The organism is Bacillus sp. FSL K6-2944 (genome assembly GCF_038005385.1).
Lineage (GTDB): Bacteria > Bacillota > Bacilli > Bacillales > Bacillaceae_G > Bacillus_A > Bacillus_A cereus.
In genome coordinates, this window is the sequence record NZ_JBBOTE010000002.1 from 258,693 (window position 1) to 283,723 (window position 25,031).

The following is a 25,031-nucleotide window of genomic DNA, read 5'->3' on the forward strand; positions in this document are numbered from 1 at the left end:
AAAAGTCAACATCTTTTTAGAAAGTTCAAACAATGTTTCTTTCATTATGTACAAATTGTGAAAAGGGTTACATTGCTCGTGTGATGAGGCATATAATGAACATGTAATCTTCTCGTATATGTTTGACTCTCCTTTGAAACTAGCCTAGAGTAGGTTGGTTTCTTTTTTTTTCTACAGGTAGGAAAGAAATCCCTGCTTACGCTTGTGTCATTCATATATATGTACAAGAATGAGATGTAGTACTGTTTCCTAAACATGACAGAAAAGCTTTCTTTTAAAATGGATATACTAATGAGGCAAGACGTCATGGAAGGAGAATGAAGATGGGACAAAATCGCAGGTTTCGTTCTGGACAAAAAGCGCCGAATGATGGCATTTACGTAGAAATTGGTGAAACGGGAAGTATGGTGAAAGATCCGCAAATGGTGAAATTAACTGCCGGTGAAAAGTTTCCGGATAACACGAATCATAACCGCCAGTGGACATATAAAAGAAAACCGTAACAGAAGCCGCAATCATTATTGCGGCTTTTTTGTCGTTACACATTGTAATTTCATTTACCGTATTTTTTAGCAGTATAATGAATGCTCTCTTTTTCTTTTTCAAATAATAAGTTTGAAAATACATAGGCAAAATTATTGTATAAAAAAGTCAGTTGGCGTATAATCAAATAAAAGGTCAAAGAAAGTCAAACTTTTGGAGGGCTGTAAAGATGGACTTAAATCAAATGACAACAAAAACACAAGAGGCGATTATGAGTGCCCAATCTTTAGCGGTATCTCATCATCACCAAGAGGTGGATACTGTTCATCTATTACTTGCATTATTAGAAGAGCAAGATGGATTAGCAGTACGTATATTTCAAAAAATGAATGTTGATATAGAAGCATTAAAGCAAGGTGCTGAAAGTTTAATTAAAAAGAAACCTTCTGTAACGGGGAGCGGTGCAGAAGTTGGAAAATTGTATGTAACGAGCGCTCTGCAACAACTTCTTGTAAGAGCAGGAAAAGAAGCAGAAAAACTGCAGGATGATTACATTTCAGTAGAACATGTATTGCTTGCTTTTTCTGAAGAAAAAGGCGATATAAATCAATTATTTACAAGATTGCATATTACGAAAGATAACTTATTACAGTCTTTAATGACAGTTCGGGGGAATCAAAGAGTGACGAGTCAAAATCCAGAAGCAACTTATGAAGCGTTAGAAAAATATGGCCGTGATTTAGTGGCGGAAGTGAGAGCAGGGAAAATTGATCCTGTAATCGGCCGTGATAGTGAAATACGACGTGTAATCCGTATTCTTTCACGTAAAACGAAAAACAATCCTGTTTTAATTGGGGAGCCAGGTGTTGGTAAAACAGCAATCGTTGAAGGGCTAGCACAGCGTATCGTGAAAAAGGATGTACCTGAAGGATTGAAAGATAGAACGATTTTTGCGTTAGATATGAGTGCACTCGTAGCTGGTGCGAAATTCCGTGGTGAGTTCGAAGAGCGTCTGCAAGCTGTATTAAATGAAATTAAAAAGAGTGAAGGACGCATTTTATTATTCATTGATGAACTTCATACAATAGTTGGAGCTGGTAAAACAGAGGGAGCCATGGATGCAGGAAATATGTTAAAACCGATGCTTGCGCGCGGTGAACTGCATTGTATCGGGGCGACGACGCTCGATGAATATCGCAAATATATTGAGAAAGATCCAGCGCTAGAAAGACGTTTCCAACAAGTATTAGCAGAAGAACCAACTGTTGAAGATACAATTTCAATTTTACGTGGATTAAAAGAACGCTTTGAAATTTATCACGGTGTAAATATTCATGACCGTGCGATTGTAGCAGCGTCAGTTTTATCAGATCGATATATTTCAGATCGCTTCTTACCTGATAAAGCAATTGACCTTGTTGATGAAGCGTGTGCAACAATTCGTACAGAAATTGATTCTATGCCAACAGAATTAGATGAAGTAACGCGCCGCATTATGCAGCTGGAAATTGAAGAAGCGGCTCTTGGGAAAGAAACGGATCGTGGTAGCCAAGAGCGTCTAAAAACATTGCAACGTGAATTATCGGATTTAAAAGAAGTTGCAAGTGGCATGAGAGCGAAATGGGAGAAAGAAAAAGAAGACATTCACAAAGTTCGTGACTTACGTGAACATTTAGAACGTTTGCGTCGTGAATTAGAAGAAGCAGAAGGCAATTACGATTTAAATAAAGCAGCCGAACTTCGTCACGGGAAAATTCCCGCAATTGAAAAAGAGTTAAAAGAAGCGGAAGAAATGGGCGCGCATAATAAACAAGAAAATCGTTTATTACGTGAGGAAGTAAGTGAAGAAGAAATTGCAGATATTGTTTCACGCTGGACTGGTATTCCTGTTGCGAAACTCGTGGAAGGTGAACGCGAGAAATTATTACGCTTAGAGCAAATCTTATCAGAGCGTGTCATCGGACAAGAGGAAGCAGTAAGCTTAGTGTCAGACGCAGTTCTTCGTGCTCGCGCTGGTATTAAAGATCCGAACCGCCCGATTGGTTCTTTCATCTTCTTAGGACCAACAGGTGTTGGTAAAACAGAACTTGCAAAAACGTTAGCCCAGTCTTTATTCGATAGTGAAGAGCAAATGATTCGCATTGACATGTCTGAGTATATGGAAAAACACGCCGTGTCTCGCTTAATTGGTGCACCTCCTGGATATGTAGGATATGAAGAAGGCGGTCAATTAACAGAAGCGGTAAGACGTAAACCATATTCCGTTGTTTTATTAGATGAAATTGAAAAAGCACATCCAGAAGTATTCAACATTTTATTACAAATGTTAGATGATGGACGCATTACAGATTCACAGGGCCGTACAGTGGACTTTAAAAATACAGTTATTATTATGACTTCAAATATTGGATCTGCTCATTTACTAGATGGATTAGAAGAAGATGGTTCCATTAAAGAGGAATCAAGAGACCTTGTAATGGGGCAATTAAGAGGACATTTCCGCCCTGAATTTTTAAACCGTGTGGATGAAATTATTTTATTCAAACCTCTTACAACGAATGAAATTAAAGGCATTGTTGATAAAATTGTAAAAGAACTACAAGGTCGTCTAGCTGACCGTCACATTACAGTAGAATTAACAGATGCAGCAAAAGAATTTGTTGTGGAAGCAGGTTTCGACCCAATGTACGGAGCTCGTCCATTAAAACGATACGTACAGCGTCAAGTGGAAACGAAATTAGCACGAGAATTAATTGCAGGAACAATTACTGATAATAGTCACGTAGTTGTTGATGTAGAAAATAACGAGTTAGTCGTTCATGTGAAATAAAAATAAAAAAGAGTTCGGATAAAATCCGGACTCTTTTTTTAGTGTTGTTCTACTGGCTCGTTTGGAATTGCAGCTGAAATTGCTAGTACTAACACAGCAAGAACAACTGAGAAAATAGACGCTTGGTTAAAGTCGTATGTACCGCCAGTCATAGAGCCGATTACATAGCTCATCATATGTACAAGTAAGAACGACCAAATTAATGCCCAAATGAAACGCATATTTTACACCTCTATTCGTTCAATCTGTCCTTATTGTAACACAATTGAAAAAAGAATATAGAAAAATATTTGTAGATTTTTCAACGCAAATTTGCATTCCGTTCATACATTATAAAAGAGTGGTTTTATATGTTTAGAAAATAAGGCGGGGGAAAAATGAGTATTACGGAACGTTTTTTTTACTTAGAAAAAGAACCATGTGTCATTTATTTACCGGAGAAGCCAAATGGATTTTCTGTTATGCTCCTCGGTGATTATAACTACTTTATTGAGAATGGTACAAGTTTATGGACACAGCATGCGGGTAGATCTTATTTTTTACATGGCCTTATTGAGCAAGGCTACACAGTCTTTTCTTCTAATTTATACGGAAGACATTGGGGAAACGACCAATCTGTTCGTCTAGCGAAACGTTTATATGACGTTGTGTTGAGAAAAGAGACATTGAATGCGAAAATGCACATTATGGCAGATGGTATGGGAGCACTTGTAGCACTCGAAATGATGAACAAATACCCTGAGTGTATACGCTCTGTCATTATGTTAAATCCGTGTTTAGATTTACCAGAATATGTGGAGTTTGAGAAAGAGCATAAGTTTTTTTACAAGAGACTCGTGAAGGAATTAAGTTTGGCGTATGATGCCAAAGAAGAAGAATTAGAATCAAAAATAAATAAGAAATCATTTACGCTTCTTCCATCTTGTGTACCTGTTAAAATTTTCGTATCAACACAAGAAAAAAGAGGAAGAAAACAGCAGTTGCGTAGATATGAGAAAATGAGGCAACTAAATCAATGTGATACTTCTGTCTTGTTCCATCTGCAAGATGTGAAATATAAAATGGTTAGGCAAACGACCGATTTCTTTAAAAAATATGAAGAAGAATTATGAAGCTCCCATATACATAAATGAGGAGCTATTTGTTTCAGAGGGAAAGGGTTGGTGGTATGGAACGCGTGCTAATTGTAGGTGCACTTACGTTTGTAGGTTATCACCTTGTAAATAAAATGATTGCAGAAGAAGTGGAAGTATATGGTCTTGATTTTGATGAATTCGATAGTATGACGAAAATTAATGAAGAGAAGTTATTATTAATTGGGCGAAATGCATTATTTACGTATTATTCGATAAGAGATGAAGATGGATGGAGATCGGTTGAGGAAGAGAGATTCGATACTGTTTACTTTTGCTTATATGAGCCAAATCAGCAAAGTGGATTTCGGAATGAAAGAGTCATATTACAATATTTAAAGCGAATTATAAGAATGTGTGAAGAACAAAAAGTGAAGTTAAATTTAATTTCTTCTATTGAAGTAGGCAGTACAGATGAATCCGAAAATAAGCGACTATTTTTGAAAGTAGAAGAAGGATTGAAAAAAGGGAATTTACAATATAGTGTATTTCGAGTTCCAACATTATATGGACCGTGGCAACCGTCCTTTATGATGTTTCATCAGCTTATTTTATCAGAATTAGGTGAAAAAGAGTGCCGTTGTACGATTGAGGAAAAGGGGAATGATTTACTTTACGTTGAAGATGTATGTGAATACTTATGGGAAAATGGAACGAACGGGGCGCATCTTGGTATATACAATTTACTTAGTGGTAAACAGTCATTATGGGAAAAAGGTATGAATCTTTTACGCGCGGATGATAAAGTAAATAAAAATAATAACGAAGTAAGAGATGAGGCTATCGAGGTAATTTCAATAAAAAGAAATACTCCGTTAGAATACGGTTTAAATAAGCAACTGGCACACATGAAAAAATATAAAGAGTTATACGAAGGGTAGTACGCGTGTTACACTATTGTATGTGAAAGTTTTAATGGAGAGGAAGAGCATAATATGAACGAAAAAAGCATGCAGTTTTTACAAATCGCAATGAAGCATTTACCGGAAGCAAAGGCAATTTTAGATGATAATGGAATTGCACTTGATATGGAGAAGGCACAGCCGGTGTTAGAGTTGTTAATGAAAGTTATGAACGAGGCCTATGAGCTCGGGAAAGCAGATAAAGAATAAAAAGAATAAAAAGCATCTTTTTAAGATGGAAGAGAGGCCCGAACCGTGGATAGAAGCGGTCAGGGCCTTTTTTATTCTCGCCTGGGGGAAAACCAGAGATATGAAGAGGATAAAGGAAAAGTAGTGAGGAGAACTCTCTAGTTTAGAAGGAAAGCAGATAAAGAATAAAAAGCATCTTTTTAAGATGGAAGAGAGGCCCGAACCGTGGATAGAAGCGGTCAGGGCCTTTTTTATTCTCGCCTGGGAGAAAACCAGAGATATGAAGAGGATAAAGGAAAAGTAGTGAGGAGAACTCTCTAGTTTAGAAGGAAAGCAGATAAAGAATAAAAAGCATCTTTTTAAGATGGAAGAGAGGCCCGAACCGTGGATAGAAGCGGTCAGGGCCTTTTTTATTCTTGCCTGGTGGAAAACCAGAGATATGAAGAGGATAAAGGAAAAGTAGTGAGGAGAACTCTCTAGTTTAGAAGGAAAGCAGATAAAGAATAAAAAAGCATCTTTTTAGATGAAAGAGAGGATCGAACTGTAAATAGAAGCGGTTTGAGTCTTTTTATATTTGAGAGGTATGTTTCTATTTCTTTTAATGAAAAATAACGTGAATAATGCGTTAGCTTTCTGTTTTATGCGAAATATATTCTAGACAAAAATACATTTATGTTTTAAAATTAGTACCAAGTCATAATAATTGATATAAAACGGAGGGCTGCGATGTGAACGTGGGCATTTTAGGGATCGGAAGATATGTGCCAGAAAAAGTAGTCACAAATCACGATTTAGAGAAAATAATGGAAACATCCGATGAATGGATTCGTACGAGAACGGGAATTGCAGAAAGACGCATTGCCGATGATACAATAGATACTTCATATATGGCCGTAGAGGCTTCTAAAAAAGCACTTGAAGATGCAGGAATTAGCGGAGAGGATATCGATCTTATTTTAGTAGCAACAGTAACACCAGATCGTGCTTTTCCAGCAGTTGCTTGTGTAATTCAAGAAGCAATAGGAGCGAAACATGCAGCCGCAATGGATTTAAGTGCAGCATGTGCTGGTTTTATGTACGGAATGATTACAGCGCAGCAATTTATTCAAACAGGAACGTATAAAAATGTATTAGTAGTTGGTAGTGATAAACTATCTAAAATTGTAGACTGGAACGATCGAAATACAGCAGTACTATTTGGAGACGGAGCCGGTGCTGTCGTAATGGGAGCTGTTTCAGAAGGTAAAGGCGTTCTATCTTTTGAATTAGGAGCAGACGGAAGTGGCGGCAAGCACCTTTATCAAGACGAGTATGTTATGATGAATGGCAGAGAAGTTTTTAAATTTGCCGTTCGTCAACTTGGTGATTCTTGTCTTCGCGTTTTAGATAAAGCTGGTCTTACGAAAGAAGATGTGGATTTCTTAGTACCGCATCAAGCAAACATTCGTATTATGGAATCTGCAAGAGAGAGGTTAAATTTACCACAAGAAAAAATGAGTATGACGATTGAGAAGTTCGGTAATACATCAGCTTCTTCAATTCCGATTGCAATGGTAGAGGAATTGCAAAACGGACGTATTCAAGACGGTGATTTAATTATACTTGTTGGTTTTGGCGGCGGATTAACATGGGGAGCAGTCGCTCTTCGTTGGGGTAAATAAGGACTGAGAGAAAAAAAGGAGTGTATTTTGTATGGAAAAAAAGAGGGTCGTAATTACAGGACTAGGAGCTGTTACACCGGTCGGAACAGATGTTGAAACAGCGTGGGAAAACATTAAAAAGGGTGTATCTGGAATCGGGCGACTTACAAGAATTGATCCAGAACTATTTCCAGCAAAAGTAGCAGCGGAAATTAACGACTTTGAAGTCGAGAAATATATTGATAAAAAAGAAGCGCGCCGTATGGATCGCTTTACACAATATGCAGTAGCAGCAGCGAAAATGGCAGTTGCAGATGCAAAGCTTGAAATTACAGAAGAAAACGGACCTCGAATTGGTGTATGGATTGGATCTGGTATTGGCGGTATGGAAACATACGAAGAACAATTTAAGATTTTTACTGAGAAAGGCCCACGCCGCGTGAGCCCATTCTTCGTGCCGATGATGATTCCAGATATGGCAGCAGGTCAAGTATCAATCGCAACAGGAGCAAAAGGAATTAACACTTGTTCTGTAACGGCTTGTGCATCTGGTGCAAACTCAATTGGTGATGCATTTAAAGCAATTCAGCGTGGTGATGCTGATGCAATGATTACAGGCGGAGCAGAAGCACCGCTAACAAGTATGGCATTCGCAGGATTTAGCTCAGCGAAAGCATTAACATTTAATGAAGACCCAGCAACGGCTTGCCGTCCATTTGATAAAAACCGTAGCGGTTTCGTAATGGGTGAAGGTTCAGGTATTCTAATTCTTGAAGAATTAGAGCACGCATTAGCACGCGGTGCTCACATTTACGCGGAAATTGCTGGTTATGGTGCAACTGGAGATGCGTTCCATATTACAATGCCTGCTCCTGGTGGGGAAGGCGGAGTGCGTGCAATGCGTCAAGCTTTAGCTGATGCAGGCCTACAGCCAGAAGATATTGATTACATTAATGCGCACGGTACAAGTACTGATGCGAATGAAAAATATGAAACGATGGCAATTAAAGAAACTTTCGGCGAGCACGCGTATAAAGTAGCGATTAGCTCAACGAAATCAATGACAGGTCACTTATTAGGAGCAGCTGGTGCTGTTGAAGCGATTTTCTCTATTAAATCAATTACAGACGGAGTAATTCCTCCAACAATTAACTATGAGACACCAGATCCAGAATGTGACTTAGATTACGTACCAAATCAAGCGAGACACCAAGAAGTAAATGCAGTATTAAGTAACTCATTAGGATTCGGTGGTCATAACGCAGTGTTAGTATTTAAATCGTATAAATAATCGATGAAATAAGGAGTTTTTTCGCAATAGATTGCGAAAAAACTCCTTATTTATTTTTACGCCTTTTTCTCCTGTAGCATATACATAAGAAAAAGGAGGGATAAAGATGGGGATTGTTGAAACAGCTGAATGGCTACATTTATATTATGGACGGCCAGAAAAACTTTGTGAGAAATTTACGAAGTATATTCCGTTGCCAAAAGAAAGGTTGTATCGCTTTTTAATTTCAAAAGGGATGTATCGCCCGATCATGCGCGGAGAAAAGGAAATTAAAGAATTAGAGGAAAAGGAAATTTGGAAAGAATTGAGCCTGGAGTATGATAAACTGAAAAATTGGTTAAAAGGTCCAGATGTCCCTGTCTTTATTTTATTATCAGATTCCTATAATCGAACTGTACAAGAAGAGTATAACGGTAGGGCTGGATTATCTATGCGTCATGTTATTTTCTTATTCGTATGTGGGCGGAATTCGGTAGAAGAATTAAAAGTGTTATTGGCGCATGAATATCATCACATATGCAGGTTACATCAAATTGAGACGAAAGAAACAGAATATACATTACTTGATACGATGATTATGGAAGGGCTAGCGGAACAAGCAGTAACAGAAAGGTATACAGAAAAAAACAATGCACCGTGGACGGCGTATCTTTCAAAAGAAGAGGCTGTTTATTATTGGAAAAATGTTGTACATGAAAGAATAAGTATAAAACGAGGAACAAGGGAACATGACATCTTATTAAATGGCTTTCACTCTTATCCGAAGATGCTTGGCTATGCGCTTGGATTTCATATTGTCAAAGATTGTGTAACTTTGGAAGGAGAAGATACACTTTCTTTATTATCTATAGATGCAAAAGAAATATTGAATAAAGCAAATACATTTCATATATAAAAAAACAGGAATTCTATTTCCTGTTTTTTTAGTATTAATAGAAGAAAAAATAATAATTAGAATATATTTCCTCAAGTGGAATAAAGTTAAGCAAAAATGAACATAATGATTGGTACAAACAGTAGTGAAGTGAGGGGTAGTGAATGTTATATCTACATGATGTATGGGTAAATTGGTTTGAAGGTGAAGAAAATGGGTATAACGTTTGTCATTTTTACGAATGGCGGAAAGATGATACGATTGAGCTATTAGATCAAGTGCCATTATTAAAAGTAGATGCCACATTATATCATTACATCGAGAACGAATTGTTAGAGCTTCCGCAAAAAATGCTGGAAGACGTACATCATAAGGCTTATATTCGTAAAAATCATGAACGTTTGCAGCAAGAGTATTGCTTTGTTGTTACAGATGGAAAAGGAATTATTGCGATTGACACAATTGGTTACAATGTACCAATTCGCAAAAGTAGACTTATACCACGTCAAGAGCAGATGGTATATGAGATGGTAGAAAACGTACAAGCAGAAAAGTATGAGTTCCAAGTAGAAGAAACAGAAAAAGAACATCATATTTTATCACCATCGCCTTTCATTATGAATGGCTTGACTCGTAAAGAAAGACAGCTAAAACAATTATTATTTATGGCGTTAGATCAATTACATACAACGAAAAACACAGCAGAAATTCGCTATTGGTTCACAGAGTGGGATCCATCAGCATATGGAATGGTTCAACATATGGAATTTGAAGATATTTGGGCTAAGCTGTATGATGAAGCGAAAACAGGCTGGTCTGATAAGCACGAACAATTATGCGAGCGTCTCGTAAAAGGACAGCCATTTTTTGAAAAGTTATGGGAAATGGAAAATGAGCAAAAGGTAAATTAAAAAACCGCCAATTGGCGGTTTTTTAATTTTGTAGAAATCTAGTTCCAGCGGCAAGAATATTCGGTGGCTTCGCGCCTTCACATTCTAAACGAGCCGCCTCCGCTTTTTGTAGAAATCCAGCTCCGGCAGCGAGCTCTTCGTGTCTAAGAACCTTCCGCATAAGAAGACAAAAAGCGTCTTCTATGCGAAAGAACCTTATCCAGTCAGAGCTGAACGAGCTGCCTCCGCTTTATATGTAATCTAGCTCCGGCTCCTAACCCTTCGCGTCTAAGAACCTTCCCCACAAGAAGGTAAAAAGCACCTTCTGTGGGAAAGAACCTTAGCCGTCAGGGCTAAGCAGTCGCCTCCGCTTTATATGTTACCTACGTTTTCTGCTTAGTCCCATTGCGTTTTCTACTTTGCGTAGTTGTTTGAATGCAACGCGGTTTGCTTTTTCTGCACCTTTGTCTAGGATTTCGTCTAGTTCTGGTGAGTTGATTAGTTCGTTATATTTGTCTTGAATTGGACGAATAGCTTCTACGACTACTTGCGCTAGGTCGCCTTTGAAGTCGCCGTATCCTTTTCCTTCGTACATTGCTTCGATTTCTTCAACTGTTTTTCCAGAGAATGAAGAGTAGATTGTTAATAAATTAGAGATACCAGGTTTGTTTTCCTTATCAAATTTCACAATACCTTCAGAGTCAGTTACAGCACTCTTAATTTTCTTTTCAATTGTTTTTGGCTCATCAAGCATACTAATCATTGATTTTGGATTCGGATCAGATTTACTCATTTTTTTCGTAGGCTCTGTTAATGACATAACGCGAGCTCCTACTTTTGGAATGCGAATTTCAGGCATTGTGAAGATTTCGCGGTAACGTTTGTTGAAACGCTCTGCTAAGTCACGTGTTAATTCGATATGTTGCTTTTGGTCATCACCAACCGGCACGATTTCAGTGTTGTAAAGTAAAATATCAGCAGCCATTAATGGTGGATACGTAAGTAATCCAGCTGGAACTGAATCTCTACCAGAAGCTTTATCTTTATATTGCGTCATACGTTCTAATTCTCCAACGTAAGCAACAGATTGCATGATCCATCCTAGTTGAGCGTGTGCTGGTACTTCTGATTGTACAAATAAAGTAGCTTTTTCAGGATCGATGCCGCATGCTACATAAAGTGCAGCAAGACTGCGGATGTTTTTACGAAGCCCGACGGGATCTTGAGGTACTGTAATCGCATGTTGGTTTACAATACAGAAATAACAGTCGTGTTCATTTTGAAGCTCTGTAAACTGCTTCATTGCTCCTAAATAGTTTCCAAGTGTAATCGTTCCACTTGGTTGAATACCAGAAAAGATAACTGACATAAGTAATTCCTCCTAAAATAGAATGCGTGATGTGGGGAAGAGAAGGCAAACAAAAAAGCCCATTCATCCCAAAAAACTATAGGGACGAATGGACCGTGGTACCACCCTAATTATTTCACTACTGTGAAATCTCTCTAATCCATAATAACGTTTGGATATAACGCCAAAGCCTACTACTTTCGGTTCGGTTTGGTGCTCAAAAGCCCATTCCATACTGTACAATTACTTGTTCACACCAACCACAAGCTCTCTGAAATTGCCTCAATATGTACTCTTCTTTATCATCGCATACATATAAATTTATTTATTGTTACTTGAGCTCTTTTAATATGAAAGAACTAAAGTTTTATAACAAAATGTTTTGCTGATTATTATATCATATGGGATAGTGTTTGCAAACTACATCAAAATAGTAAAGCTAATGAGTGTCGAGAACAACCCAAGGAAGATACCTGTAATACAAATTGGATATGTCCATTTGAATGAATATGTTTTATAAATACGTTCTTTCTTATCTGTAGGTTCCTCGACTTCTTCAATTAAAGAGTCAATCTTTTTGTTCGTACCAAATACTCTTTGGAATGCGTAAATGGTTACATTGAAAAAACCATTTTGAAATATGTATAAAAAACCGCCGATAAGAATAAAAAACAGTGCAATATAAAACAAAATGTTGACAAAGTTCAACAAAAATTGAGATGAAATGAGGAATGCACCAATACTAGAAGCAATCATCGCTATAAAAATTAGTATACAAGTATGAAAAAAAACTTTATTCAAAATATTCCCCTCCGTCAAAATATTACTAGAATTATTATACTATAAAAGCTATAATAAGTACTAGGATTAATTTTTTGAAAATTATACGCAATTAAAGGTCTGATTTTAAGATGATGGTAGCAATGTTAATGTATCCCTTTACGAAAAATTAAAAATATAAATATTTTATTAAAAATTTTAACAAAAAAACAAAAAACTATATTCACAATTGTTATATTATATGTATAATGAAAATTGTAGAAACTTGGAGATTATTCTTTCAATTCTACTTTTTAACAAGTGAGGGTACAGGAAGTGCAATTAGGGGAGGCAACACAACATGAAGAAAAAGATACCGTTATTACTTGCATCAACTTTAACTGCAAGTATGTTGCTTAGCGCGTGTAGCTACCAAAAAGATGACGCAAAAGCAAAAGGGAAAGAGAACGCTACGAGTAGTAGTAACGGAAAACAGATTCTTAATTTAACAGAGTTATCTGAAATTAAGTCAATGGATGCATCATTGGCATCTGATTCTTCATCTTCTACAGCATTAAATAATACGATGGAAGGTTTATATCGTATTGGCAAAGATCAAAAGAGAATGCCTGGAGTTGCAGAAGATGTCGAAAAGCTAGATGATGGGAAGAAATACATATTTAAATTAAGAAAAGATGCGAAATGGTCGAATGGGGAACCTGTAACAGCTAAAGATTTTGTGTATTCATGGAAAAGAGCAGTAAATCCAGATACAAAAGCAACGTATTCGTACATTATGTTCGATATTAAAAATGCAGAGAAAATTCATAAAAAAGAATTACCTGCTGACCAATTAGGTGTAAAAGCGATTGATGATTATACATTAGAAGTAGAATTAGACAATCCCGTTCCTTACTTTATCGATTTAACAGTTTATCCAGTATTTTACCCACTAAATGAAAACTTTGTAAAAGCACAAGGGGATAAATTTGGTTTAGAGGCAAATACAACATTATATAACGGTCCATTCGTTATGAGTGATTGGAAACATGAACAAAGTTTCCAATTCAAGAAGAATCCTTCATATTGGGATAATAAAACGGTTAAAATCGAAGAAATCAACTTTAATATTGTAAAAAATACAGCAACTGATGTAAATTTATATGAGACAAACGCGATTGATCGAGCGGCTTTAACGTCTGAATTTGTTGATAAGTTTAGAAAAAGCCCAGAGTTCCAAACAAGAAAAGAAGCAGGGGTTGCTTACTTAAGATTTAATCAAAGTAATCAGTACTTAAGTAATAAAAACTTAAGAAAAGCAATTTCAATGTCCTTTGACCGTGATAACATTGCAAAAGTTATTTTAAATAACGGTGCAATTGGAGCTTACGGATTTGTTGGAAAAGATTTCGCTGAAGGTCCGAATAAAAAAGATTTCCGAGCTGAAAATGGAAAGCTAGTTGAAACAAATCCAAAAGAAGCGAAAAAGCTTTGGGAAACAGCGAAGAAAGAGCTTGGAACTGATAAAATCGAACTAGAATTCTTAAACTTTGATAATGAAGATGCTAAAAAAGTTGGGGAATTCTTAAAAGGTGAGATGGAAAAGAACTTACCAGGTTTATCAATTAAAATTAAACAGCAACCATTCGCACAAAAAAATAAATTAGAAGATTCTCAGCAATATGATATTGCGTTTGGTATTTGGGGACCAGATTTCCCAGATCCAATTTCATATTTAGATATGTTTGTTACGAATGGTTCTCAAAATAAAACAGGGTATTCTAATCAGAAATATGATGAGTTAATCCTAAAAGCTAAAACAGATACAAAAGATTTACAAGCTCGCTGGGACAACCTTCTAGAAGTAGAGAAGATGTTAATTAAAGAGGATGCAGTTATCACTCCAATCTTCCAAAAAGGTTCAGCGTATGTAGTAAAAGGTGCCGTAAAAGATATTATCCCTATTAACTATGGTGGTAAATTAACTTACAAATGGGCATCTGTTGAACAAAAATAATCTTTTTTTCCATCGTTTACAAGGGTATATGCCTATGATGGGCATATGCTCTTATTTTAAAAAAATAAAAGTAAGAATATTTTAAACTATCTTATTGCTTTTGAGAAAAACGGGGAGGTGCTTGATATGGGACGTTATGTATTAAAACGTTTCGTGTACATGGCTTTGACATTATTTTTAATTACTACACTGACTTTCTTTTTGATGAAATTACTTCCGGGTTCTCCGCTTAAAAACCAGGAGAAGCTATCACCGGCACAAAAAGAAATCATTCTTGAAAAATACGGATTGAATGATCCGGTACCAGTTCAATACGCACGTTACTTAGGTAACCTAGCAAAAGGTGATTTAGGGGTATCATTCCAATATGATAACCGCCCAGTAACAGACATGATTGTGGATCGTATTGGACCATCAGCCCAATTAGGTTTACAAGCGATTATATTAGGAACATTTATCGGTTTAATTTTAGGTATTGTTGCCGCACTTCGTAATAATACGTGGGTAGATTATAGTGCAACAGTTATTTCGGTACTCGGAATGTCGGTACCATCATTCGTATTCGCCGCATTACTGCAATATTTCGTAGGGGTAAAACTTGGCTGGTTCCCAGTAGCATTCTGGAAAGGACCAGAGTTTACTGTAATGCCTACAATTGCATTATCGATGGGAGTTATCGCAACAATCGCACGTTTCTCTCGTGCAGAATTAATTGAAGTTATGCAAGCCGATTACATTTTAACAGCGAAAGCGAAAGGAATTAGCCAAGGCGTTATTATTGTCAAACATGCACTTCGTAATGCGTTAATTCCAGTTGTAACAATTTTAGGACCAATGGTTGCGGCATTAATTACAGGAACACTTGTTATCGAGCAAATTTATGCTGTACCAGGACTTGGGGAACAATTCGTTAAATCGATTACTTTAAATGACTATACAGTTATTATGGGAACTACGATTTTCTATAGTGCAATCTTCATTTTAGTTATTTTCATTGTCGATATTTTATACGGAATTATTGATCCTCGTATTCGTTTAGCGGGAGGGAAAAAATGATGAAAGATGTACAAAAATTATCTCCAGATTTATTTCAACAAGCCAATCAAAATAATGTTGATAATGAAGTCATTGCCCGTCCAAGCCTAACGTTTTGGCAAGATGTAAGAAGACGTTTATTCCAACATAAAGGTGCGATGCTTGGCCTTGTATTATTAGTTATCATTGCACTATTAGCGATTTTTGGACCGATGGTAAGTAAACACTCGTATAAAGAGCAAGATTTAGGTCGAGCGAAATTACCACCAAAAATTCCAGTTATTGAAAATGTTCATTGGTTACCATTTGACGGTACAGATCAATATGGTGTTGACCAATATGAAAAACGTGATATTAAAGAGTACTTCTGGTTTGGTACAGATGATCTTGGCCGTGACTTATGGACAAGAACATGGGAAGGTACACGCGTATCATTATATATCGCTCTTTTAGCAGCAGCAATTGACTTAGTAATTGGGGTTGCATACGGAGGTATTTCAGCATTCTACGGCGGTAGAGTAGATAACATTATGCAACGTATTATGGAGATTATTAACGGTATTCCATACTTAATCATCGTTATTTTAATGGTAATCATTATGGGATCTGGTATTTGGTCAATTACACTCGCGATGGCGATTACAGGTTGGATAGGGATGTCGCGTATTGTTCGTGGACAAATCTTAAAGTTAAAAAACCAAGAATATGTATTAGCATCTCGTACATTAGGTGCAACAAATACACAATTAATTGTGAAACATTTAATTCCAAACGTAATGGGACCTATTATCGTAATGACAATGTTTACAATTCCATCAGCGGTGTTTGGTGAAGCGTTCTTAAGTTTCATCGGTTTAGGAATTCAGCCGCCATTTGCGTCACTAGGTTCTCTTGTAAATGATGGTTATAAATCTATTCAAACGTATCCGCATATGATGTTCATCCCTGCGGTTGTCATCAGTATATTAATTTTAGCGTTTAACTTAATGGCAGACGGATTACGCGACGCGTTAGATCCAAAAATGCGTAAGTAAAAGAGGGGAGAGGCAAAGATGAAAACATTGTTAGAGGTAAAAGATTTACAAGTCTCCTTTGATACACATGCAGGTGAAGTACAAGCTGTACGCGGCGTTACTTTTGATTTGAAAAAAGGAGAAACATTGGCGATTGTAGGAGAATCTGGTTCAGGGAAATCAGTTACTTCTAAAGCGTTAATGGGATTAATTCCGAATCCTCCTGGACGCATTAAAAATGGTGAAATCGTATTTGAAGGTCGTGACTTAACGAAATTAACAGAAAAAGAAATGCAGCAAGTACGCGGTAAAGATATCGCGATGATTTTCCAAGATCCAATGACATCATTAAACCCAACGATGACAATTGGAAATCAAATTATGGAAGGTCTAATTAAACACCAAGGGATGAGTAAAGCAGATGCACGTAAAGTTGCTTTAGAATTAATTGACCTTGTAGGTATTCCAAATCCAGAAGCTCGTTTAAAACAATATCCTCACCAATTCTCAGGTGGTATGAGACAGCGTGTAGTTATTGCGATGGCGTTAGCTTGTAACCCGAAATTATTAATTGCCGATGAGCCGACAACAGCGCTAGACGTTACGATTCAGGCGCAAATTTTAGAACTTATGAAAGACATTCAGCAAAAAACAGAAGCAGCAATCATTTTCATTACGCATGACTTAGGTGTAGTAGCAAACGTTGCGGACCGAGTGGCAGTTATGTACGCTGGTAAAGTTGTTGAAATTGGAACTGTAGATGAAATTTTCTACAATCCGAAACATCCATATACTTGGGGTTTAATCGCATCTATGCCAAGTTTAGATGGTTCAGAAGAAGAGTTATATGCAATCCCTGGAACGCCTCCAGATTTATTGAAGCCGCCAAAGGGAGATGCTTTTGCACCACGTAACCCACAGGCACTGAAAATTGATTTTGAAATGGACCCACCTTTATTTAAAGTAAGTGATACGCACTATGCGGCAACTTGGTTACTTCACGAGCAAGCTCCAGAAGTAAAACCGCCAGCAGTCGTTGAAAAACGCATTCTTCAAATGAAAGCAGGTGAACAACATGACTAAACAACGTGAGAAATTAATTGAAGTAAAAAATGTAAAGCAGCACTTCGACGTGAGTGGTGGTGTTGTCAAAGCGGTTAATGATATTTCATTTGATATTTACCGCGGAGAAACATTTGGTCTTGTAGGAGAATCAGGTTGTGGTAAATCGACAACTGGAAGAACGATTATTCGTTTATATGATGCAACTGCTGGTGAAGTATTGTTCGATGGTGAAAACGTACATGGTAAGAAATCACGCGCAGAACTGAAGAAATTCAACCGTAAAATGCAAATGATTTTCCAAGATCCATACGCATCATTAAATCCTCGTATGACAGTAGGGGATATTATCGCAGAAGGTATTGATATTCACGGATTAGCGAAAAGTAAAAAAGAGCGCATGGACCGTGTTCATGAACTATTAAACACAGTTGGTTTAAATAAAGAGCACGCAAACCGTTTCCCACACGAATTCTCAGGTGGACAACGTCAGCGTATCGGTATCGCTCGAGCGCTTGCTGTAGACCCAGAATTTATCATTGCCGATGAGCCGATCTCAGCACTTGACGTATCGATTCAGGCGCAAGTTGTAAACTTACTGAAAAAGTTACAAAAAGAAAAAGGTTTAACATACTTATTCATCGCCCATGATTTATCAATGGTAAAATACATTAGTGATCGTATTGGTGTAATGTACCGTGGCCAAATCGTTGAGTTAACAACAAGTGATGAATTATATGCGAATCCAATTCATCCATATACGAAATCACTATTATCAGCGATTCCACTTCCAGATCCAGATTATGAGCGCAATCGTAAACGTATCGTATATGATCCATCACAGCATAATTATGGTAGTGAAGCACCAACAATGCGTGAAATTCGCCCGGGACATTTCGTACTATGTTCGGAAGCGGAGTACAAGAAATATAAAGAGATTTATCAATAAGAAAAAGAGCCATTCTTCTGTTATGGAAGGATGGCTCTTTTTCTACTATATAAAAGAATTGTATACATTTGTCGGTCAGTCGATATATTTAAAGAATCGCCGATATAAATCTCATGTATCATTAGTGATATCCATATGCAAAATTACTGAACTTGAACAGAGACATTCTCCTCTTGTTCTTCAGGTTTAACAAGTGCATAACGCTCCCATGCTCTACTTTTCCAGCGGAAGAACATAATAATGGCACGTGTCCATTCGTCGATGGCGATTGCTAGCCAAATACCAACGAGCCCCATATCTAAATGAAAGGCGAAAAAGTAACCTAGTGGTAAACTCATTAACACCATAGAGAATGCACCGATTAAAACAGGATATTTTGCATCACCAGCTGCACGAAGCGAATTAATGATGACGATATTCATCGTACGTCCCGTTTCAAGTAGTACACTTAGTAAAAGAACACTTGCGCCTAACCCGATAATGTACGGATTATCTGTAAACAGTCCCATTAATTGTGTACGGAATGTAATAACGAGAGCGACCATACATAAAGTTACACCGATCGCCCATTTTACACTTTTCCACAAGCGTTCGTATGCTTCATCTTTTTCGCCACCACCAACGAGGCGGCCAATAATAATGGCTGTTCCCATACCAATTGCAATAGCGAATAAATAAGTGAACATAGAAATGTTCGTAGCGTATTGTCTAGCCGCTAACGATTCCGTTCCTAAATATGTTGCATAGTATAAGAAGACAATTTGACAAGCTTGATACATAACTTGCTCAAAAGCAGATGGAATCCCGATTTTTAAAATTTTCCCGATATATTCTTTTGATAAGGTGAAATAATATTGTAATTTTACACGATATTCCATAACGCGGTATAGTAACCAGAAGAAAACAATAAGCGCTATAAGTCGGCTGACAGCAGAAGAAATGGCAGCCCCTTGTACACCGAGCTCAGGGAAACCAAATTTCCCGAAAATGAGTACATAGTTTCCAGCGATATGAATCATATTCATTCCGAGTGAAATAAACATCGCTTGCTTTGTGAAACCGTGTACACGGATAATTGCGGCTAATGAGTTAATAATAGCTTGTAGGAAGATGGCTCCTCCGACGATAGATAAGTAGTTTTGCGCATACGTTAGTACATCGCCTTGTAAGTTCATTGCGAGCATCATATGTTTCGAAAATAAAAGAAAACCAGCGCTTATAACGAGCCCAACTATTAAATTTAATGTGACGGCTAATGCTGATATTTTAGATGCTTCCATAAAGCGTTTGGAACCGAGGTATTGAGATACGACGATAGCTGCGCCGTTCCCGATGACTTCTAGTACCAAAATAGCGATATGGAGGTATTGATTCGCTGCACCAACCCCAGATACAGCATCGTCTGATAATGCACTTAACATGAAAGTATCAGCGATCCCCATTAACATAAAAAGAAAAACTTCTAGAAAAATAGGCCATGTTAATAAGAATAAACTTAATTTCTCAGTAGGCCCGTTTTTTGCCTGAATTGCTGCCATGTCCGTCCCCTCTTTACCGATATCTATTTTTAGCAAAATGTATCGTAACATACTTTCTTAACCTTTGCACTCATTTTAGCCTACATATTTTTATTATGAAGAGAGTGCTATTTTATGATAAAAACAAAAGGATAATTATACATAAAGTATTATGAGATATAAAATTCGTTTTTCTCTGATAATTTAGAAAAGTATAAAAAATATTGTTTTTAACACTTTAGTAAGAATAATCAGCAATATGAAACGTTTACAAAGATTTATTTTTTAACAGGAAATTTTAATGAAATAGAAATATAAATATACAAAAAATATATTTGTGTGTATAATATGAATTATTAGAACATATATATATTTCTTTCTGTTTGAAAATGAAAGGGCTAACATTTTTATGGAGGGTGGAAGTATGAAAAAAAAGATGCCAGTTTTTGTAGTATCAACAGTAGCAATGAGCATGATGTTAGGGGCATGTAGCTACCAAAAAGATGAACCGCAAGCGAACGCAAAAGGGGATAGCGGGAAAAGCGGTGCGAAGCAAGTTATTAACTTAATTGAAACGCAAGAAATTCCAACGATGGATCCAGCGTTATCAGCTGATGCAGTTTCTTCAAGAGTAATGGGTAATACGATGGAAGGCTTATACAGTTTAGGAAAAGATGATAAGCTAGTTCCTGGTGTAGCGAAGGAATTCCAAAAATCAGAAGATGGTAAAAAATATACATTTAAATTACGTGAAGACGCAAAATGGTCAAATGGTGATCCTGTGACGGCAAAAGATTTCGTATACGCATGGCAAAGAGCGATTAACCCAGATACAGCTGCGAAATCAGCGTACATTATGTATGATATAAAAAATGCAGAGAAAATTAATAAAAAAGAGATGAGTCCGGATCAATTAGGGGTAAAGGCGATTGATGATTATACATTAGAAGTGGAATTAGATAATTCAATTCCATACCTTGTAGATTTAATGGTATATCCAATCTTCTATCCTGTGAATGAAAAGTTTGTGAAAGAGCAAGGTACGAAGTTTGGTTTGGAAGCGAATACAACGCTTTATAACGGACCATTTACATTAAGTGATTGGCAACATGAACGTAGCTTTAAAATGACAAAGAGCGCGTCATATTGGGACAATAAAGAAGTGAAGATTGAAGAAGTAAACTTTAATATTGTAAAAGATACATCTACGCCAATTAACTTATATGAAACAAATGCAATTGATCGAGCGTCGTTATTAGCGGAGTTTATTGATAAATATAAAGGAAAACCAGATTTCCAAACAGTAGAAGATACATCTGTATTCTTCCTTCGTTTAAATCAAAAAGATCCAGCTTTAGCAAATAAAAATATTCGTAAAGCAATTTCACTTGCTTTTGACCGTAAGCCATTCGTGGATACATTATTAAATAACGGTTCTAAGCCAGCAACAGGATTAATTCCTGATAACTTCATTAAAGGACCAGATAAAAAAGATTTCCGTGCTGTAAACGGGGATATTGTAAAACCAAACGTGAAAGAAGCGAAGAAATATTGGGAAGCTGGTAAAAAAGAACTTGGTAAAAATGAAATCGAATTAGAATTATTAAATGAAGATGTAGAGTTATCAAAGAAAACTGGTGAATATTTAAAAGGTGAATTAGAAAAGAATTTACCAGGTTTAACAGTAAAAATTAAACAACAACCATTCGCACAAAAACTAAAATTAGAAGATGCGGGCGATTATGTCATGTCATTCTCTGGATGGAGTGCGGACTTCCCAGATCCAATTACATATCTTGATATGTTTGTAACAGATGGGTCACAAAATAAGATGAAGTACTCTAATCCAAAATACGATGAAATCATTATGAAGGCGAAAAAAGATGGAAGCGATGTAAATGCTCGTTGGAAGAACTTATTAGAAGCAGAAAAAATGTTACTTGATGATGCTGCGATCGTTCCAGTATATCAACGTGGTAGAGCATATTTACAAAGAGATTCAATTAAAAATATGTATAACCATAAATATGGCGGCGATTTAAGCTTTAAATGGGCGTCAGTAGAGAAATAAGAAAAAAAGCAGGTGATCGCCTGCTTTTTTTTAATACGTTCGTTTCTTATAAATGCCTTTTCCGCCAACTTGGTTCCAGCCAGATTGTACATCCAAACTTTTGTTAACAAACTTCATTTTTTCTTTTCCACCAAAGAGCTTTTCGCCGATGCTATTTGTAATGACACCAATCAATGCTGTTATTCCGATGATGAGGGCAGCAACCGTAATAAAATCAATAAAAAAAGCAATCATTTGAAAACTCCCCCTTTGCCTGTCTGTATGTTTATTGTATGAGATAAAAAATGAAAAAGAAAGAAATGTCAGAAAAATATTTAATTTACTTTAGAAATCGTGTAGACAGGAGGGAGGATATTTGTTAAAATGAGAACAAACGTTCCTTTTTATTCTCATTTGTATAGTCTTACATTTCTTAATTGATTTATCAAGAAAAAGTAAGAAAACGTTCTCTTTTTCATAGGGAAGATTATAGATAAATAACTATATATTATATGAAAAATCTATGAGAAGTGAGTAGTAAAAGGATTGAAAGTTATTGTTAAAGTACAGCTGAAGTGAGCGTAATCATGTTACATAGCAGTGAAATGCACGGAAGAGTTTTCTCAACTAGCAGGAAATTTACTGTATATTTCTTGCAAAATCTATTGTATAATGATTATAGAAGTTACTTATTAAAAGTAATTGTTGTTTATTATAAGTTGTTGCTTACATGAAATGCGATTTTTGTACTTTTCAATAAGACAAGTTATCGCGAAAAATTGCTGAAGTTAGAAATTAAAACTGTATTTAGTACAGAATTTGTACTCTTTAAGGAGAGTGAGCTTTGTATGGTAACATTATATAGTTCTCCAAGCTGTACGTCTTGTAGAAAGGCGAAATTATGGCTAGAGGAAAATCATATTCCCTATACAGAACGTAATATTTTCTCAGATCCATTAACGATTGAGGAAATTAAAGAGATTTTACGTATGACAGAAAGCGGAACGGATGAGATTATTTCTACTCGTTCGAAAGTTTTCCAAGAATTGAATGTAAACTTAGAGTCTTTACCACTTCAAGATTTATATAAGATGATTCGTGACTATCCAGGGATTTTACGTCGTCCAATTATGATTGACGAGAAACGCCTTCAAGTTGGTTACAACGAAGACGAAATTCGTCGTTTCTTACCACGTACAGTAAGAACGTTCCAATTACGTGAAGCACAACGTCTTGTAAATTAATTATAATAATATGAAAACCTTCTACCTATTATATAGTAGAAGGTTTTTTTTAATGTTTCACATTGCGTAATCGAACTTGTTGTACGATAAAGCCGATGCATAAAATAGTGAAAATGAACAAATAAGGAATGCTTGTAGTGAAACTTGGATTGTTATGAAAAAAGGTTGCAAGTCTGTCTTCATGTGTAACCATTTTTCCTGCAGTATAGGCAAGAATCGCTGCACCGCAATAAATGAGGAATGGAAATCGTTCCATAAGTATTAAAATAAGTTTGCTGCCCCAAATAATAATCGGGATAGAAATGAGTAAGCCGATTATGACGAGTAAAAATCTCCCGTGAGCTGCACCTGCAATGGCAATAACATTATCAAACCCCATAACGAGATCCGCGAAAACAATTGTCCGCACAGCTTGAAATAAAGTTGTTTTTCCTTGAATAGAAGAAAGATCGTTGCTATTATCGGTTAATAAATTCACTGCAATTAATGTAAGTAAAACCCCGCCAATCAATTGTAGAAATGGAATGTCGAGTAAATAGACAGCTAGTATAGTAAGGATGATTCTTAGTACAATCGCTAAAAGAGTACCGATCAAAATAGCCTTATTTCGTTTCGATTCAGGTAAATTTCGGCTAGCTAGTGCGATGACGATTGCATTGTCACCACCTAATACAACATCGATACCGACAATCATTAGTACGGATGTTAAAAACTCTAAGTCCATTCGTCTGCCTCCATTTATGATGTTTTAATAAGCGAACTATATGTATGTGATGAAGAAAGTTGTTGTTAAATAATCTCTTCTAATAGAAGTTTCACTTTATTACAGTGTACGGGGGAATGTGGAAATGTATGTCCAAATTTTTTGTAAGTAAGAAATCGCTATAATAATATATTTATGTAGTTTATCGAGTAAAGATAGGCATATAACTATTTTTGTAAAATAAATCGATTTTATTTCCATTCTGGAGAATCTTATCATAAAATGAGAGTACAAGAATCTATTGATTTGTCATATGAGTGGGGAATCCCTTCATAACAATTCTAAGCAGGAAGGGAGAGTTGTATTTTGGATATTGAAAGAATTAATGATCATACGATGAAATTTTTTATTACGTACATTGATATAGAGGATAGAGGATTTAATCGTGAAGAAATTTGGTATGATCGCGAACGAAGTGAAGAGCTCTTTTGGGAGATGATGGACGAAGCTCGTGATCATGACGATTTCTTTATTGATGGACCGTTATGGATTCAAGTGCAAGCAGTCGATAAAGGGATTGAAGTACTTGTCACGAAAGCAGAGCTTTCAAAGGACGGACAAAAGCTGGAACTACCGATAGGGGTAGACAAAATTATAGATATTCCTCTAGATGAAGGCATCGAATCATTATTCCAACAAGAATTAGTCGAAGAGGTAGAAGAACAAACAGGAACAAACTTTAATGAAGATGGTACGTTTGGCTTTTTAATTAAATTTAATGATTTTGAAGATGTCATTTCATTAAGTCATCGTCTTATCTTTGAAGATATAAAAGATGAGCTGTATTCATTTGAGGACCGCTATTATGTATATGTGGAATTCGATGAAGTGCTACATGATGAAGAAGAAATCGATCGTATTTTAAGTATTATTTTAGAATATGGAGAAGAATCAACTTTAACAATTCATCGTGTAAGTGAGTATGGAAAACAAATTGTGAAAGAGCATGCGCTTGAAACGATTCGCAATAATTTTCCTGCTAAAACGTAGGCCGATTTCTGTAGTATGAAATCGGCTTTTTATATGAAGAATAGGAAAGCTT

At 36.3% G+C, this 25,031-nt stretch carries 23 protein-coding genes and 1 other annotated feature; of the genes, 17 read left to right on the plus strand and 6 right to left on the minus strand.

Annotation, left to right across the window (positions count from 1 at the left end):
- Nucleotides 1–323 precede the first annotated feature (323 nt).
- On the plus strand, nucleotides 324–503 hold the full coding sequence (locus MHH55_RS22335) for a YjzC family protein (RefSeq protein ID WP_000531421.1): 180 nt from the start codon (nucleotides 324–326) through the stop codon (nucleotides 501–503).
- A 209-nt stretch (nucleotides 504–712) separates the two neighbouring features.
- Nucleotides 713–3,313 (plus strand): ATP-dependent chaperone ClpB, encoded by a 2,601-nt coding sequence (gene clpB, locus MHH55_RS22340; RefSeq protein WP_000365401.1) that lies wholly within the window; start codon nucleotides 713–715, stop codon nucleotides 3,311–3,313.
- Between the two features lie 38 nt (nucleotides 3,314–3,351).
- Here clpB and MHH55_RS22345 read toward each other — a convergent pair whose 3' ends face one another.
- Nucleotides 3,352–3,534 carry a YjzD family protein gene (locus MHH55_RS22345; protein ID WP_001211116.1) on the minus strand — a complete coding sequence of 61 codons (183 nt, stop codon included), beginning with the start codon at nucleotides 3,532–3,534 and terminating at the stop codon, nucleotides 3,352–3,354.
- A gap of 156 nt (nucleotides 3,535–3,690) precedes the next feature.
- On the opposite strand from MHH55_RS22345, the gene MHH55_RS22350 reads away from it, so the two are divergent.
- The 7 genes from MHH55_RS22350 to MHH55_RS22380 all read left to right on the plus strand — a co-directional run bounded on the left by MHH55_RS22350 (nucleotide 3,691) and on the right by MHH55_RS22380 (nucleotide 10,253).
- A complete protein-coding gene (locus tag MHH55_RS22350; RefSeq protein WP_000028712.1) occupies nucleotides 3,691–4,425 on the plus strand; it encodes a hydrolase in 735 nt (244 codons plus the stop codon).
- Between the two features lie 29 nt (nucleotides 4,426–4,454).
- On the plus strand, nucleotides 4,455–5,327 hold the full coding sequence (locus MHH55_RS22355) for an NAD-dependent epimerase/dehydratase family protein (RefSeq protein ID WP_002164601.1): 873 nt from the start codon (nucleotides 4,455–4,457) through the stop codon (nucleotides 5,325–5,327).
- A 54-nt stretch (nucleotides 5,328–5,381) separates the two neighbouring features.
- Entirely contained in the window at nucleotides 5,382–5,558 is a 177-nt protein-coding gene (locus MHH55_RS22360; RefSeq protein ID WP_001986215.1) for a ComZ family protein, read from the plus strand.
- Nucleotides 5,559–6,265: 707 nt separating this feature from the next.
- Nucleotides 6,266–7,198: a beta-ketoacyl-ACP synthase III gene (gene fabH, locus MHH55_RS22365; protein WP_001100547.1), complete on the plus strand. Its 933-nt coding sequence runs from the start codon at nucleotides 6,266–6,268 to the stop codon at nucleotides 7,196–7,198.
- A 31-nt stretch (nucleotides 7,199–7,229) separates the two neighbouring features.
- Nucleotides 7,230–8,468: a beta-ketoacyl-ACP synthase II gene (gene fabF, locus MHH55_RS22370; protein ID WP_000412656.1), complete on the plus strand. Its 1,239-nt coding sequence runs from the start codon at nucleotides 7,230–7,232 to the stop codon at nucleotides 8,466–8,468.
- Nucleotides 8,469–8,574: 106 nt separating this feature from the next.
- On the plus strand, nucleotides 8,575–9,363 hold the full coding sequence (locus MHH55_RS22375) for a DUF2268 domain-containing protein (protein ID WP_000513277.1): 789 nt from the start codon (nucleotides 8,575–8,577) through the stop codon (nucleotides 9,361–9,363).
- A gap of 143 nt (nucleotides 9,364–9,506) precedes the next feature.
- Entirely contained in the window at nucleotides 9,507–10,253 is a 747-nt protein-coding gene (locus MHH55_RS22380; RefSeq protein ID WP_000966127.1) for a YjbA family protein, read from the plus strand.
- 358 nt (nucleotides 10,254–10,611) lie between these two features.
- Here MHH55_RS22380 and trpS read toward each other — a convergent pair whose 3' ends face one another.
- Both trpS and MHH55_RS22390 read right to left on the minus strand, forming a co-directional pair.
- Nucleotides 10,612–11,601, minus strand: a complete 990-nt coding sequence (gene trpS, locus MHH55_RS22385) for a tryptophan--tRNA ligase (RefSeq protein WP_000110982.1) — start codon at nucleotides 11,599–11,601, stop codon at nucleotides 10,612–10,614.
- A gap of 77 nt (nucleotides 11,602–11,678) precedes the next feature.
- Nucleotides 11,679–11,895: a binding site (T-box leader), on the minus strand.
- Between the two features lie 105 nt (nucleotides 11,896–12,000).
- Complete coding sequence (locus tag MHH55_RS22390) at nucleotides 12,001–12,381, minus strand: DUF3899 domain-containing protein (protein ID WP_001044997.1); 381 nt, start codon at nucleotides 12,379–12,381, stop codon at nucleotides 12,001–12,003.
- A gap of 319 nt (nucleotides 12,382–12,700) precedes the next feature.
- Between MHH55_RS22390 and MHH55_RS22395 the strand changes: the two genes are divergently transcribed.
- The 5 genes from MHH55_RS22395 (at nucleotide 12,701) to MHH55_RS22415 (ending at nucleotide 18,415) form a co-directional block, all read left to right on the plus strand.
- On the plus strand, nucleotides 12,701–14,356 hold the full coding sequence (locus MHH55_RS22395; RefSeq protein WP_078186222.1) for a peptide ABC transporter substrate-binding protein: 1,656 nt from the start codon (nucleotides 12,701–12,703) through the stop codon (nucleotides 14,354–14,356).
- A gap of 126 nt (nucleotides 14,357–14,482) precedes the next feature.
- Nucleotides 14,483–15,412 carry an oligopeptide ABC transporter permease gene (opp3b, locus tag MHH55_RS22400; RefSeq protein ID WP_000534167.1) on the plus strand — a complete coding sequence of 310 codons (930 nt, stop codon included), beginning with the start codon at nucleotides 14,483–14,485 and terminating at the stop codon, nucleotides 15,410–15,412.
- Complete coding sequence (opp3C, locus tag MHH55_RS22405; RefSeq protein WP_000974106.1) at nucleotides 15,409–16,425, plus strand: oligopeptide ABC transporter permease; 1,017 nt, start codon at nucleotides 15,409–15,411, stop codon at nucleotides 16,423–16,425. The genes opp3b and opp3C overlap by 4 nt, the downstream gene beginning before the upstream one ends.
- Before the next feature lie 18 nt (nucleotides 16,426–16,443).
- Nucleotides 16,444–17,487 carry an ABC transporter ATP-binding protein gene (locus MHH55_RS22410; RefSeq protein WP_000854346.1) on the plus strand — a complete coding sequence of 348 codons (1,044 nt, stop codon included), beginning with the start codon at nucleotides 16,444–16,446 and terminating at the stop codon, nucleotides 17,485–17,487.
- Nucleotides 17,480–18,415, plus strand: a complete 936-nt coding sequence (locus MHH55_RS22415; protein ID WP_000166348.1) for an ABC transporter ATP-binding protein — start codon at nucleotides 17,480–17,482, stop codon at nucleotides 18,413–18,415. The genes MHH55_RS22410 and MHH55_RS22415 overlap by 8 nt, the downstream gene beginning before the upstream one ends.
- 143 nt (nucleotides 18,416–18,558) lie before the next feature.
- Here the strand turns inward: MHH55_RS22415 and MHH55_RS22420 are convergent, their stop codons facing one another.
- Nucleotides 18,559–20,004, minus strand: a complete 1,446-nt coding sequence (locus MHH55_RS22420) for an MATE family efflux transporter (protein ID WP_002164600.1) — start codon at nucleotides 20,002–20,004, stop codon at nucleotides 18,559–18,561.
- A 352-nt stretch (nucleotides 20,005–20,356) separates the two neighbouring features.
- On the opposite strand from MHH55_RS22420, the gene MHH55_RS22425 reads away from it, so the two are divergent.
- On the plus strand, nucleotides 20,357–22,003 hold the full coding sequence (locus MHH55_RS22425) for a peptide ABC transporter substrate-binding protein (protein ID WP_000728609.1): 1,647 nt from the start codon (nucleotides 20,357–20,359) through the stop codon (nucleotides 22,001–22,003).
- 30 nt (nucleotides 22,004–22,033) lie between these two features.
- On the opposite strand, the gene MHH55_RS22430 is transcribed toward MHH55_RS22425, so the two are convergent.
- Nucleotides 22,034–22,237 (minus strand): hypothetical protein, encoded by a 204-nt coding sequence (locus MHH55_RS22430; protein WP_000559971.1) that lies wholly within the window; start codon nucleotides 22,235–22,237, stop codon nucleotides 22,034–22,036.
- A gap of 593 nt (nucleotides 22,238–22,830) precedes the next feature.
- Between MHH55_RS22430 and spx the strand changes: the two genes are divergently transcribed.
- On the plus strand, nucleotides 22,831–23,226 hold the full coding sequence (gene spx, locus MHH55_RS22435; protein WP_000258267.1) for a transcriptional regulator Spx: 396 nt from the start codon (nucleotides 22,831–22,833) through the stop codon (nucleotides 23,224–23,226).
- Between the two features lie 49 nt (nucleotides 23,227–23,275).
- Here spx and MHH55_RS22440 read toward each other — a convergent pair whose 3' ends face one another.
- On the minus strand, nucleotides 23,276–23,950 hold the full coding sequence (locus tag MHH55_RS22440) for a TerC family protein (RefSeq protein WP_000362607.1): 675 nt from the start codon (nucleotides 23,948–23,950) through the stop codon (nucleotides 23,276–23,278).
- Between the two features lie 345 nt (nucleotides 23,951–24,295).
- Between MHH55_RS22440 and mecA the strand changes: the two genes are divergently transcribed.
- Nucleotides 24,296–24,979, plus strand: coding sequence for an adaptor protein MecA (mecA, locus tag MHH55_RS22445; protein ID WP_000350713.1), 684 nt, complete (start codon nucleotides 24,296–24,298; stop codon nucleotides 24,977–24,979).
- Nucleotides 24,980–25,031 lie beyond the last annotated feature (52 nt).

Excerpts from the sequence above, each read along its gene's own strand:
- MHH55_RS22335 (WP_000531421.1), top strand. The coding sequence starts at position 324 with ATGGGACAAAATCGCAGGTTTCGTTCTGGACAAAAAGCGCCGAATGAT.
- clpB (WP_000365401.1), top strand. The coding sequence starts at position 713 with ATGGACTTAAATCAAATGACAACAAAAACACAAGAGGCGATTATGAGT.
- MHH55_RS22345 (WP_001211116.1), bottom strand. The coding sequence starts at position 3,534 with ATGCGTTTCATTTGGGCATTAATTTGGTCGTTCTTACTTGTACATATG.
- MHH55_RS22350 (WP_000028712.1), top strand. The coding sequence starts at position 3,691 with ATGAGTATTACGGAACGTTTTTTTTACTTAGAAAAAGAACCATGTGTC.
- MHH55_RS22360 (WP_001986215.1), top strand. The coding sequence starts at position 5,382 with ATGAACGAAAAAAGCATGCAGTTTTTACAAATCGCAATGAAGCATTTA.
- fabF (WP_000412656.1), top strand. The coding sequence starts at position 7,230 with ATGGAAAAAAAGAGGGTCGTAATTACAGGACTAGGAGCTGTTACACCG.
- MHH55_RS22375 (WP_000513277.1), top strand. The coding sequence starts at position 8,575 with ATGGGGATTGTTGAAACAGCTGAATGGCTACATTTATATTATGGACGG.
- MHH55_RS22380 (WP_000966127.1), top strand. The coding sequence starts at position 9,507 with ATGTTATATCTACATGATGTATGGGTAAATTGGTTTGAAGGTGAAGAA.
- trpS (WP_000110982.1), bottom strand. The coding sequence starts at position 11,601 with ATGTCAGTTATCTTTTCTGGTATTCAACCAAGTGGAACGATTACACTT.
- MHH55_RS22395 (WP_078186222.1), top strand. The coding sequence starts at position 12,701 with ATGAAGAAAAAGATACCGTTATTACTTGCATCAACTTTAACTGCAAGT.
- opp3b (WP_000534167.1), top strand. The coding sequence starts at position 14,483 with ATGGGACGTTATGTATTAAAACGTTTCGTGTACATGGCTTTGACATTA.
- opp3C (WP_000974106.1), top strand. The coding sequence starts at position 15,409 with ATGATGAAAGATGTACAAAAATTATCTCCAGATTTATTTCAACAAGCC.
- MHH55_RS22410 (WP_000854346.1), top strand. The coding sequence starts at position 16,444 with ATGAAAACATTGTTAGAGGTAAAAGATTTACAAGTCTCCTTTGATACA.
- MHH55_RS22415 (WP_000166348.1), top strand. The coding sequence starts at position 17,480 with ATGACTAAACAACGTGAGAAATTAATTGAAGTAAAAAATGTAAAGCAG.
- MHH55_RS22420 (WP_002164600.1), bottom strand. The coding sequence starts at position 20,004 with ATGTTACGATACATTTTGCTAAAAATAGATATCGGTAAAGAGGGGACG.
- MHH55_RS22425 (WP_000728609.1), top strand. The coding sequence starts at position 20,357 with ATGAAAAAAAAGATGCCAGTTTTTGTAGTATCAACAGTAGCAATGAGC.
- MHH55_RS22430 (WP_000559971.1), bottom strand. The coding sequence starts at position 22,237 with ATGATTGCTTTTTTTATTGATTTTATTACGGTTGCTGCCCTCATCATC.
- spx (WP_000258267.1), top strand. The coding sequence starts at position 22,831 with ATGGTAACATTATATAGTTCTCCAAGCTGTACGTCTTGTAGAAAGGCG.
- MHH55_RS22440 (WP_000362607.1), bottom strand. The coding sequence starts at position 23,950 with ATGGACTTAGAGTTTTTAACATCCGTACTAATGATTGTCGGTATCGAT.